This is a genomic window from Mycobacterium sp. (assembly GCF_035570115.1).
In the GTDB taxonomy this organism is placed as follows: domain Bacteria; phylum Actinomycetota; class Actinomycetes; order Mycobacteriales; family Mycobacteriaceae; genus Mycobacterium.
The window spans coordinates 1-11941 of sequence record NZ_DATMLH010000166.1 but is presented as its reverse complement, the minus strand read 5'-3'; the positions used below and the strand labels follow the sequence as shown (position 1 = coordinate 11941).

Here is an 11941-nt window from a genome sequence, read left to right as displayed (position 1 = left end):
GTTGCAAACGCCGCGGCCAAGGCCGACCGGCCTTGCGTTCCTCGGCGGCTGGCTGCTGGGCCTGGCCGCACTGACCGCGATCTTCGTCGCGTCCTCCGACGCGCTCGGGGATCTGCGCAAGTCACCGCCCACTTGGGCGTCCTGGCTGCGGATCGTCCTCGGATTGGCGCTCATCGCGTACGGCCTTTACCACTGGCTGACCCGCCACAGCCACACCGAATCGCCACGGTGGATGCGGTCTTTCTCGACGCTCACGCCCACCCGCGCCGGCATTACCGCGCTGGTATTGGTGGTGATCAGGCCTGAGGTGCTGATCTCTTGCGCGTTAGCCGGTTTGGCAATCGGTAGCGGCGGGCACGACATGGCGGCCAACTGGATACTCGGCGCCGTCTTCGTCGCCGTCGCCGGTTCCACGGTCGCGATCCCGGTCCTTGCCTACGCGGGCGCCGGTGACCGGCTAGATAGCGCGATGGCGCGGCTCAAGGAGTGGATGGAGCAAAACAACGCCGTGCTGCTCGCCGCGGTCCTGGTGCTCATCGGTTTGATGGTGCTCTACAACGGAATTCATCCGCTGCTCCAGCACGCATAAAATCGTCGGACGTGAGCCTCAACGACCGGGATGCACTGGCGTTATTGCATGCTGCCATCGACCCGGACGACGAAGACGGGCTCATCGGCCGGTTTTACACGCGCTGGTTTTCGCTCGACGGTTCGCCACGCGACCTCTTCCCGCCGGACATGGGCACCCAGCGGGCCGCTTTTGCCCATGCGTTGAACTGGGTGTACGGCGAGCTCGTCGCCCAGCGTGCTGAGGAGCCGGTGGCGTTTTTGGCGCAGCTGGGACGCGACCATCGCAAATACGGTGTGCTGCCTGAGCACTACGAGACGTTAGGGCAGGTGCTGCACGCGACCCTGCGAGACGAGCTGGCCGAGGCGTGGACCGACGCTGTCGACGCGGCTGCCCGGCAGTCGCTGAACCTGATCACCGGGGTGATGCGTGGCGCGGCGGAGGCCGAGGAGGGGCCGGCCTGGTGGGACGGCACGGTGATCGAGCACCGGCGGATATCCCGCGACCTGGCCGTGATTCGGCTGCAGCTGGACCGCCCGATGCCTTATCACGCCGGCCAGTACGTCAACGTGGCGGTGCCGCAGTGCCCGCGGCGGTGGAGATATCTCACGCCCGCGATCCCGCCGGATGACAGCGGCGCCATCGAGTTCCATGTCCGGGCGGTCTCTGGCGGCATGGTCAGCAACGCCATCGTCCACGAGACCCAGCCCGGCGACCGTTGGCGGCTGTCCACCCCACACGGCGGCTTGCAGGTCGACCGCGATGGTGGCGACGTGCTGATGGTGGCGGGCAGCACCGGGCTCGCGCCGCTGCGCTCGATCGTCATGGACCTGACCCGGTGGGGTGTGAACCCGCGTGTGCACATGTTCTTCGGCGGCCGCTACCCCTGCGAGCTCTACGATCTGCCCACCTTGTGGCAGATTGCCGCGCACAATCCCTGGCTGTCAGTGTCACCGGTCTCCGAGCACAACGACAACCCGGCCTGGGCCGCCGACTATCCCGATGTGACGCCGCCGCGAGGGCTGCATCTGCGCCAGACCGGCAAGCTGATGGACGTCGTCACCAAATTCGGCAACTGGGGGGACCGGCAGATTCTGATCTGCGGCGGACCGGAGATGGTGCGCGCTACCAAGGCCGCGCTGATCGCCAAAGGGGCGCCGCCGGATCGGATTCAGCACGATCCGCTTTACAGCTAACCTTGGCTAGTCTTATCGGGTGCACCCTGTCACTCTGCGCGACTCGTCGTCGAATCTCGAGGCCCAGTTCGTCCCGGACGCCGGCATGATCGGCGTTTCATTGACCGACTCGGGCGTCGAACTACTCGGCCAACGCCGCGGCCTGGACGCCTACGTGACCAACGGCAAAACGATGGGTATCCCGATCCTGTACCCGTGGGCAAATCGGCTGGGCGCCAACACTTATACGGCAGAGGGCACGACAGTCACGCTGACGCCTGGCCAGCACCGAGTGCGAGCCGATCCCAACGGACTGCCGATCCACGGGGTGCTGGCCGCCTATCCGGGCTGGCGGATAACGACTGAATCGGCGGACGAGCTCACCGTCGAGCTGGACTTCGGCGCCGATCCAGAGTTACTGGCCAGCTTTCCATTTCCGCATCTGCTCGCGGTGACGGTGCGCCTCGCCGGGCAGAGCCTGACCGTGCGCACCGCGGTGACCCCCACCGGGCAAAAGGCAGTTCCGCTGTGTTTCGGATTTCACCCCTATCTGCAGCTGCCCGGGGTGTCGCGCGACCAGTGGATCATCGAGACGCCGCCGTTGCGGTGGCTGCGCCTCGACGAGCGGGGACTGCCCACCGGTGCGACGACACCGCAACCGGCCCTGACTGAAGCATTGGGCGACAAGGCTTTTGACGACGGCTACGACGAGGTTGCCGATGGCGCGGTGTTCGCGGTGTCCGGTGGCGGCCGCCGGATTGAGGTTCACTTCGAACAGGGCTATCCGGCTGCGCAGATCTTCGCGCCGCCGGGTGAAGAAGTCATTTGCTTCGAGCCGATGACGGCGCCCACCGATGCACTCCGCCGTGGCGGCTATCCGTCGGCGCGCCCGGGCGAATCGGCAGTCGCCCAGTTTTCGATTCGCGTCACCTGACCTGCGTCTTGCCGGAGCAACTGAGGCTATTAGGCATGCGGTGAAAATGGCGCGGCCGACAGGTACCCTTAGCCAATCTAGGGCAGGAGGAGCAGGTGAGCCCTGGCGCGAGCGGTAGGTCGATCGATGAATTGCTGGACCGCGCGGTGCGGGCCATCAACGAAGGCGACCATGCGACCGCGACTACCTTGGCCGGGCAGGTTCTTTCGGTCGACCACGGCAACCCAGAGGCTGAGGACCTGCTCACTGCCCCCGCTCAATACGGTGAAATCCGCCGACTGACAATCATGTTCGCCGATCTTGTCGACTCGACGGCGTTGTCCACCCGTTTGGAACCGGAGAGGTATCGCACCTTGGTCGGCCGCTACCAGAATGAGGTGCGCCGCGTCGTCGATCGATATGAGGGCCATATCAGCTCGATCAAGGGCGACGGATTGTTGGCGGTGTTCGGCCACCCCAAGGCGCATGAGGACGATGTGCGGCGTGCCGTCGCGGCGGGACTGGACATCACCCGTGCCGTGGCACAGCTCAGCGAGCTGGCCCAACGCAAGTTCGGCGTGACCATCAACGTGCGGGTCGGCATCCATCGTGGCCTGGTCTACCTCGACACCGACCAGGACGACGTGTACGGGTTTGCCGCTAACCTCACCGCCCGTCTTTCTGGTTTGGCCGAGCCGGGCACGGTGGCGGTGTCAGATTCGGTCGCGCCGTTGGTCCGTGACTTGTTCGAACTCGACGTACGTCCGCCGGGGCCGGTGAAGGGTGTCGAAGGATTGGTCAGCCATCACCGGGTGCTCGGCGAGCGACCGGAAGCACCGCCGCTGTGGTCGCCACCCCTGATCGGGCGCGACCGTGAGCGCAGCTGGCTGCAGCAGAGCTGGCGTCGGGCCTGCGATGGTGTGCTGAGCAGCCCAGGCGTGATATTCCGCGGCGAGCCGGGAATCGGCAAGACCCGGTTGGCGACCGAGGCGGCCGAATTAGTCCGGAGTTCAGGCGCGCCCGCGATCGAGCTGTTCGGTTCGCCGCTGCACACCGACACCGGCCTGCATCCGGCGCGCAGGCTCGTGGAACGCCGATGCGGCATCACCCGGCTCACCGACGGCGCGGAGCGTCTGCGCTTACTGGAAGCCGAACTGCGTTCCTGCGGAATGGATCCCGTGAGCACGATACCTCTGCTCGCGCCGGTACTCGGCGTCGGTCCTGAGCACGGCTACCAGCCGGCTGCCGTGGAAGGCCGCGCCCTTTACCAGTTGATCGGCGCGACGGTTCAACAATATGTCCTGGCCTGCATCGGAGATCAAGCCGGATTGGTGGTCGCCGAGGATGTGCACTGGTTCGACCCGTCCAGCCTGGAGCTGCTCAACTCATTGCTCGCAACCGCGGACGGACGGCTGATGGTGGTCGTGACCGGACGTGACGGTGATTGGCTACGAACCGATTGGCCGGTAACGCTTTTCGATGTTGCGCCGCTGACCGACGAGCAGTCCGATGCGCTGATCAGTGCGCTGCACCCGTCGATAACCGACGACGCGCAGCGGGCCGCGATACGCGGCCGATGCGACGGGGTTCCGTTCTATATCGAACACGTCGTCGGAGAACTCGACGCCGCCGGAGCCGAGTCTGGGGTACCCGAGGCGCTGTATGAGCTGCTGTTCGCCGGGCTGTATCACCCCCACGCCGACGTCGTCCCGGTGGTCGAGGCCGCCGCCGTCATCGGGCGCGCCGGTGATCTCGCCTTGCTTCGCTGGGTGGTCGGGCGCGACGCCGAAGACGTCGATGACGTCGTCACCGAACTCGTCCGGGCGCGGGTGCTGGAAAGGCGCGGCAGCGACGGCTGGCGATTTCGTCATGAGCTGCTCCGGGAGGTGGCGGTCGAGCTGGCTCCACCATCGCTGCGCCGCGATCTCCATGCGCGCGCTGCCTGCGCGCTGGTCGACGCAGCAAGCGCCGTCGAGCCGGATTGGCGTATGGTCGCAGGGCATTACGAGCAAGCCCTGCAGTGCGATGACGCCGTCGACGCCTATCAGAAAGCCTCAGTTAACGCCCGACGCCGCGGCGCCATCCAAGAAGCGCTGGCGTGCCTGACGAACGCTCTCAATCAGCTCACCGGCTGTGCCGAGGGCGCCGCCCGCGACCGCAACGAAATCGCGATCCGGCTGGAACGCGGCGTTTTGGCCGCCGCCGCGCAAGGCAGCGTAGGACCTGCCGACTTCGAACGGTGCCTGGCCTTGGCGAGTACCGGCAACTACCAAGACGAGTTATTCACCACGCTCACCGCGTTGATCGGCTACTACCTGCCGCGCGCCCAACTGCGCCAGGCTCATGAACTCCTCGACTCGCTATCCGCCCGGATAACCAAAGATCGGCCCTGGAGTGATCCGGCCATAGCGTCATCGTTGGGCACCGTAACCTGGCTGGAAGGCGACTTCACGGTCGCCCGCGAACATCTGCTGCGGGCGCTCGCCGACCGCTCGGCCGCCGATCCTCGGGTGCTGGAATCCGCCTGGTGGGTGGTTGTCGACCCGATATCGTCGGCACACATCTTCCTCGCACTTACGCATATGGTCTGTGGCGACCTCGACAGCGCCGACGCGCAGTTGGCCGAATCAGTACGGCGCTGCGACACTTTGGAATTTCCGCAGAACGCTCACAACAGGGCACATACCTACTTCATGGAAATCTGGGTCCGGTTGGAAAGCGGCCAAATTTCGCAGGCCGCCACTCTGGTCGCCGAGCTTCGCAGGCAAAGCGAGCAGTCGGGGCTCGACCTGTGGCGATTGGTCGGTGCCGCCCAAAACGCCACTGCCAAGGGGCTGGCCGCGCTGAGCGCCGGTGCCGACGCGGCCACGCTGGCTGCCCGGGCCGAGCGGATAGCGCAGATCGTGGACGGGTCGCGGCTGCTAAACCTCAATAGTTATCTGACGTTTCACGATGCGATCGTCGGCCGCCTGCTTGTTGCCGCCGGCCAGCCCGAGAAGGCGCGTGAACGATTGGAGATGGCGCTGCGGCACGCTGAAGAGACGGGAATGCGTTTCCAGGACGCCGAGCTGATGCGCTTACGCGCTCACACGTTCACCGACCCGCAGGAACGTCGCCACGCCCTGGCAGCCGCGCTTGAGTTGGCACGTCACCAAGGCGCGACTCTGTTCGAATTGCGTTGTCTGCTAGATTCCTTCGACCTTCTCGGTGACGGTGATCGCTCCGAGCTGGCCGACGTTTGCCGCCGCTTCCGCGGCGATGCCCGTTGGCCGGAATTCGCACGGTCACAACTCATTCTCGCGTGACCTGACTTCGCCAGCTCGGAGGTGAGTCATATCCAGCTTCTCCGGGGTCCTTGTGATCGCGTCGAGTGCCCGAATGTTGCCGGCAACGTCATGGCTCTCATGCTGGGCGATGGCGCGAATAAGCCTGGGCAGCCCCGTCCACCCTTCCGACGGTTGCAGGTACCAGGAACTCAGCGCCGCCGTCCAGGCTTCCTGATGCAATCTCTTTGGCCAGGCATTCTGCGGGTGCAACGCCGTGTAGATAGCGAAAAGCCATGCGCCTCGGCGCAATTTCGTCAGCGCGTCCTTGAGAATGCCCTCCTCGTCCGGTACTAGCCAGCCGCTCAAGCGCAGGTCGGGTGAAAGTTGTTCGACGACCTTGACAATGCCGGGGATCTGCGCGCACAGAATGACGTTGACGCGGTTGTAATCATTCGTCAGCGTGTCCAGCGAGTCAGCCGCAATCGCCAACAGCGCCAGGCCCAGATCGAAAGTGATGTGCGCATTCAGTCCAGCCAGCATGTGCTGCAGGATGATCGCTTGGTCGTCCTCGTCGCCGACGAACGCGACCGCCCAGGGAAGCGTCAGGCCTTCGTACTCGGCCGGGTGGAAGTACGCATTCAACGCGTTGAAGTAGCGCCGGGCGAAGGCGACGTCGAGCTCTTCCATACGGTGCCCGTCGTCAAACACGTTCTCGTTGATGGCTTCTCGAATGGCGAGAGTGCACCGCCTATATAGCACAGCGAAGTAGCCGACGGGACTTTCCGCTTTGATCGCCCAACCGATGATGTCATCGATGGTGCGTATGACATCGTCGATGGTTTCGGGTTCTTCGATGCGATGCAGTGGGAATGACGGTCTAGGTGGAGCGGGGGCAGACATCTCAGCGGATCCTCCGGTTCAATCGGTCCGAACGCGTTCCGACGTTGGCTCGGACGGGAGCGGCGGCGATCATCGTCAGTGGGGTAATGGTGGGGAAATCGCCGCTCAGGGAATCAATTTTCACCCGCCGAAGGATGGTTGCCAAGGCGAGGGTTGCCTCGAGCATCGCGAAATGATCGCCGATGCATGCGCGCGGGCCGCCACCGAACGGCAGGTACTGCCAACGGTTGCGGCCCTTGCAGCGCTCAGGGCTGAACCGGTCGGGGTCGAAGCGCAGCGGAGCTTCCCACAAGGCAGGATCGCGATGCATGGCGTAGATCGCGACGACGGCGACCGTGCCCGCAGGTAGGCGGTAGCCGTCGACCTCGATGTCGGCCGTCACGGTCCGCCCTACGGCCGGCGCCGGCGGGCACAGCCGCAGGGCCTCGTGCAGGACCTGCACGGTGCAACGCAGCCGCGGCACGTCCTCGTGAGTGAGCCGACGGTCACCGAGCGCGCACGTTTCTGCCGCGACTCGCTGCTGCAGTTCGGGCCGGTGGCCCAACGCCCACAGCGCATAGGTCAACGCGGTGGAGGTGGTGTCATGGCCGGCGAGGATAAACAACACCAACTCGTCGCAGATCGCGCGATCAGACAGGGGCTGGCCGGTCTGCGGGTCGGTGGTCTGCATCAGGGCACGTACCAGCGGAGCGTCACGTGTCGGGTCGGCTCGGCACGCGCGCAGGATCTCTGCCGCCAATGCGTGCAGTGCAGCGCTGGCCGCGCGGGCTCCGCGCTGCCCACGCGTGGGCCACCAGCGTGGCGGGTTTACTGGACGCAATGCCCGGTCGGTCGCCCACTTGCCTGCGGTCCGAAGCGCGGCTCCCACCACCTGCGTTCGGTCGGCCAGATCGATTCCGAGTATTGAATGGCCCAGCGCTCGCAACGTCATTGCGCGGCATTCGGTGTCCAGGTCCACCTCGGCGGTAACGGCCCAGCGGTCGGCAAGCTGTTCGGCGACCTCAGCCATGCGCCCGGCGAACCGGGGAACGTGGTGCTTGGTGAAGATTGGCTGCAGCGCGCGGCGGCGCGGCAGCCACTCGTGATGCGGCACCACCAGCAGGTTGTCGCCAACCAGCCGACGAAGCTCTAATGAGATAGGTGTCGCCGCGCGCTCGGCGAATGCGTCCGTGCGTGCCAGGACGTCGTGGGCGCCCTGCGGGGAGGAGACAAACACCAGCGGCGGCATGATCCACCGCGGCCCCAGCACGTTTCGAGTCACCGATCCGCCCGATTCCCGCAGCACCTCCAGACCGGTATCGAACTGTCTGGCCGCCTTCAGCCGCCGCCGGTACGGCAACGGATTTTTGGGCGCCAACGGCAATCCCGTCGACGCCGGCGGCCCGGCGGTGACTTCCGGGCCCGTGATCGTGGCCGTCATGTCTGCCAGCATGGTTCGGCTGTCGTGGCGCCGTCACGAGTAGACGGCTACTGCACCCTTGTGCGGACCGGTACTCGAGTTGTCAGGCCAGAAGGTCCCACTTGCGGGCGAGGTGCTCGGGCATGTCAAAGGACGCCCGATCACCGCCGCGCTCCAACTTGAGCCCGGTGTCCAGCAGGTCTCGCCCGAAGGGAGCGGCCATGCGTGACGCCAGTTGGTAGCGCGGCAGATCGCGCTCGATCTGGCCCAAGACGTGCACAAAGAACCACTTGGCGAGGCGCGCGAGCGGCCCGAGGTGGTCGGCGAGATCCGACTTGGGAATCAGCAACAGGTCGGCGGTCTCGTCGCCGATCAGGTGGCGTATCAACGGCGGGATTGTGCCGTCGAGACGGTGCACGGGTGTCAGCTCGTCCATCAGCTCCAGCAGCGCACGAGTGAGTTCCTGCCCTTGCGGCGATGCCTCGAACTGCCTGCGCCGAATGGCGTCGACCAGGGCGGTGGCATCGGCGATGTCGTGCACCAGCAACTCGTCGCGCACACCGAGCAGGTGCCCGATGACATTCCACAGGTGCAGGTAAGCCTCGACGTCCTCGGCGGGAACGCGCACGCCAAGGCGACGCATCGGTTCGCAAAAGACATACGAGAAAGACATGCGTGTCCCGGCGAGGTCCTCCTGGTTGATCGGTGTTCCCCAGTCGGGATGCCACATGCCGGGCGTCAGCTCGTTGCGGGCCTTGATCAGGTGCCGGACGGCGGCATGCATCAATCGGACGCGCTGAATGGCGCGTCGGCCCTTGCCGTTTTCGTCCAGCCCACCGACGTTCCCCACATCGATCAGGAACTGGCCGGTCTCCATCACCCGTCGGCGCGGGTCGGTAGCGAGCCGGGCGGTCAAGTACAGCACCTGCACACCTTTGGCTGCCGCGTACGCCGACGGGAGCGATGCACAGAACAGGCAGCATGCGATCTCGAGGCCCCATGTCTCGAAGAGCTGCTGCCCGCGCTCGATCTTGCCCATATCGGCCCAGTCGGGCAGGGGCAAGGTCTCGACCAGGTAGGCGCGGATCTCGTCGGGCATCTCCTCCGGCACCGGCTGGTCGACGCGGACCAGCGTCTGCATCAGCGCATTGACCGCATCGGCGCCGCCCCGCTCGAGCACGGCCGCGACCGGCCCATCGGCCAGCGGATCGCCCAGCTCCCGCATGGGATCGAGCAGCGCGTCACTCCATTTGGAGCCTCCGGTTGCGCCCGCCATACACAAAGCCTGTCAGACTCTGCGATCTTCGCTAGGGCCTGGCGGCAGCCGAGTAGCTCTCAGCCGCAACACGAGTAGTCGGCTACGCGTGCTCCCCGACCGTCGCCAGTCATACGTTCCACACATCATCACAGGCCCACACCGTGTGGAGGCGATCGGAAATGTCGGATTTGACACTGCCCCTCGAGGCAACGCGGGATGCCGTCACCGGCATCCAACCGAACGTAAGTAACGACAACGTAAGTAAAGACAACCCGTCACAGCCGCCGGCTCTGGTCGCCGAGCCAGAGCCGCCAGTTCTGATCACCGAACACGAGGTGATGCTCGGTACCGCGGCAGCCGTACGGCCACGGTTCACCCCGATCACCCGAATGATCGGCGCGCTTCGTGACGTCGCCGCGGCCTTGCAATTGCCGCCGCCCCGGCCCCACTACTCTCATGGCGGCGCGTACATCGAGCGCGCCCGGATGGCACGGGAAATGGACAGATTATGAGCCGCCCCGGCCGGCGTGCAACATCTCGACCAGCTCCTCGCGGGAACCCGCGCCCAGACGCTGGTACGCGCGATACACGTGGCCTTCAACGGTGCGTACCGATGTGACGAGCCGGTCGGCGATCTCTTTGTTGGACAACCCTGCCGCGACCAATTCGATAATCTCGCGTTGACGGCCGGTCAACGGTTGACCTATCGGGTTTCGCAGCGCCGGCGTACACAGGCCGCCGCAGTCGGCGGCGAGCTGCTGCGCCACCGCCGCGGCATGCAGGCTGCGCTTGCGCTGCTGGTTGCGGCTGAAAGCCACGGCCGCCTGAGCGGCGACGTCCGCGGCAGCGGCCCGATCGCCGAGTGCCCGGTAGTCTGCCGATGCCGCGAGCAGACCTTCCCCGTCGTTGGCTAACAACGATTCGGCATGCCGCGCAACAACATTAGCAAGCGGAAACGATAATTCATCTGCCAGTTCACGCGCCCGCGTCGCGCCCGAGGTGTCGCCCCATTGAGCCGTCACTTGCACACAGGCCAGTTCATGCGTTCGTTGATGGCGGTTACGCGCATCCTCGCCGGCAGCACGGACTTTCGAGATCGCGTCGGTCAGGTACCCGCCGGCCGCCAGCACCCAGCCGCCGGCCACCGCCAGAGCCGTCTGCATGAAGAGGTAGTCGGCCGGCACGCATCGGCGCGCTTCGGTGATCGCGTCGTTCGCGGCATCGAGCTGGCCCAGCTTGGCGTGCGCTTCCGCCAGCGCGAAGCAACTCGCCGGTTGTAAACCGGTTTTGACGCTGTGCTTTTCCGCCCCGGCCAGCGCCTCATGCAGGAGTTTCACCGCGGCGGGAATCTCGCCGCGCGCCAGCTCGGCATGGCCCAGCAAGAAAGCAAGGTTCGCATACGCCAGACCTGGAACGTCGCGTACCGACTCGGATAGCTGCTTGGCCGAGCGCACGCATTCGTCGATGCGCCCGCTCAGCCGGCAAGCGCGCGCATAGACGCCGCCGTACCAGAACCTCACCGGCGACGCCTGAAACGACATGATCGCGCGGTCGATGGCCTCGGCCCCGACGTTGGAGACCTCGTCGAGTCTGCCCAACGCGCCAGCCGCCATGGTCAACGCGATGGACGCCAACATGGCGTGAAAGTCGGGCAGTGTCGGCGAACGCAGCGCCGCCCGTGCCTTTTCCGCCGCGGTTTCGCAGCGGGCCATCACCGAATCCACGCACGATTCGATCGCGGCGCGCTCTGCCCGCTCCGACGCGGATTCCCGCGTCAATGCCAGGCCGTCGAGAATGGCCGACGCCTCCCGCGGTCGGCCGAGATTCCAGATCAGGTTCGCCGCCCGCACGGTTGCCCAGTGATGTCCGTCGGGGTCATCCCGACCGATTCCGGCCAGGATCACCTCGGCTTTGTCTCCATGCCCGCGCCCTGCCAGGCTTATCGCGCGCAGGCCGACGGCCTCGCTGGCCCCCGCATCGGCAGCGGCGGTGGCGAATCGGTCGGACAGGTCGAGGTCGAGCAGCGTCATCGCGAAGCGTGCCGCCTCCAGGAACAGCTGAGGGTCAGGAGGAAGGTCTGATTCAAGGGTGAGCAACGCGCGGCGCACCGTCGCGTGCACGTCTGCGTCGGCCTCCTTGGCCAACCGTTGCGCCAACTTGCCGCGGATTCGCGACAGATACATTTCGCTGGCCGCGGCGCGCCGAAGCTCACCGAACAGCGGATGGGCGAGTCGGGCCATGAGCCTGGAACCGCTGCGTTCCACGGTGACCAGGTTCATCTGTTCGGCCACCTCGAGATCGCGGCGGTGCACCAAGTCGCAGAGCAGGTCGACAGGCAGCGGCTCGTACTGCGACAACGTATCGACGACCAGCGCGACATCGGGGGTCAGCCGGCTCAATTGCTGACCGACCATGTCGCCGATGCTGTCCGACACCGCGACGCGTTCGTCCCACATCCACAC

The 11941-nt window shown here is 65.8% G+C and carries 9 protein-coding genes; 5 read left to right on the top strand and 4 right to left on the bottom strand.

The features are described 5' to 3' along the window. The 4 genes from VNW74_RS15360 to VNW74_RS15345 all read left to right on the top strand — a co-directional run. On the top strand, window positions 1-589 hold a 589-nt coding region (locus tag VNW74_RS15360), incomplete at its 5' end, for a GAP family protein (RefSeq protein WP_325678264.1). Between the two features lie 11 nt (window positions 590-600). Next, window positions 601-1764 carry an FAD-binding oxidoreductase gene (locus tag VNW74_RS15355; RefSeq protein ID WP_325678262.1) on the top strand — a complete coding sequence of 388 codons (1164 nt, stop codon included), beginning with the start codon at window positions 601-603 and terminating at the stop codon, window positions 1762-1764. Between the two features lie 19 nt (window positions 1765-1783). Further along, window positions 1784-2677: an aldose 1-epimerase gene (locus VNW74_RS15350; RefSeq protein ID WP_325678260.1), complete on the top strand. Its 894-nt coding sequence runs from the start codon at window positions 1784-1786 to the stop codon at window positions 2675-2677. 95 nt (window positions 2678-2772) lie between these two features. Continuing rightward, a complete protein-coding gene (locus tag VNW74_RS15345) occupies window positions 2773-5961 on the top strand; it encodes an adenylate/guanylate cyclase domain-containing protein (protein ID WP_325678258.1) in 3189 nt (1062 codons plus the stop codon). On the opposite strand, the gene VNW74_RS15340 is transcribed toward VNW74_RS15345, so the two are convergent. The 3 genes from VNW74_RS15340 to VNW74_RS15330 form a co-directional block, all read right to left on the bottom strand. Continuing rightward, a complete protein-coding gene (locus VNW74_RS15340; protein WP_325678256.1) occupies window positions 5941-6822 on the bottom strand; it encodes a DUF5995 family protein in 882 nt (293 codons plus the stop codon). The genes VNW74_RS15345 and VNW74_RS15340 overlap by 21 nt on opposite strands. Window position 6823: 1 nt before the next feature. Then, window positions 6824-8242, bottom strand: a complete 1419-nt coding sequence (locus VNW74_RS15335; protein ID WP_325678254.1) for a cytochrome P450 — start codon at window positions 8240-8242, stop codon at window positions 6824-6826. An 82-nt stretch (window positions 8243-8324) separates the two neighbouring features. Further along, window positions 8325-9497: an oxygenase MpaB family protein gene (locus VNW74_RS15330; protein ID WP_325678252.1), complete on the bottom strand. Its 1173-nt coding sequence runs from the start codon at window positions 9495-9497 to the stop codon at window positions 8325-8327. Window positions 9498-9658: 161 nt separating this feature from the next. Here VNW74_RS15330 and VNW74_RS15325 point away from each other — a divergent pair, with 161 nt between their 5' ends. Further along, the gene (locus tag VNW74_RS15325; RefSeq protein ID WP_325678250.1) at window positions 9659-9991 is read left to right on the top strand and encodes a hypothetical protein; all 333 of its coding nucleotides are present in this window, start codon (window positions 9659-9661) and stop codon (window positions 9989-9991) included. On the opposite strand, the gene VNW74_RS15320 is transcribed toward VNW74_RS15325, so the two are convergent. After that, window positions 9986-11941, bottom strand: a 1956-nt coding sequence (locus VNW74_RS15320; protein WP_325678248.1) for a helix-turn-helix transcriptional regulator, incomplete at its 5' end; no start/stop codon positions are given. The two genes, VNW74_RS15325 and VNW74_RS15320, sit on opposite strands and share 6 nt — an antisense overlap.

Bases quoted from the DNA above. Each gene is read 5' to 3' on its own strand.
- VNW74_RS15335 (WP_325678254.1), bottom strand. From the start codon at position 8,242: ATGACGGCCACGATCACGGGCCCGGAAGTCACCGCCGGGCCGCCGGCG.
- VNW74_RS15340 (WP_325678256.1), bottom strand. From the start codon at position 6,822: ATGTCTGCCCCCGCTCCACCTAGACCGTCATTCCCACTGCATCGCATC.
- VNW74_RS15330 (WP_325678252.1), bottom strand. From the start codon at position 9,497: ATGGCGGGCGCAACCGGAGGCTCCAAATGGAGTGACGCGCTGCTCGAT.
- VNW74_RS15325 (WP_325678250.1), top strand. From the start codon at position 9,659: ATGTCGGATTTGACACTGCCCCTCGAGGCAACGCGGGATGCCGTCACC.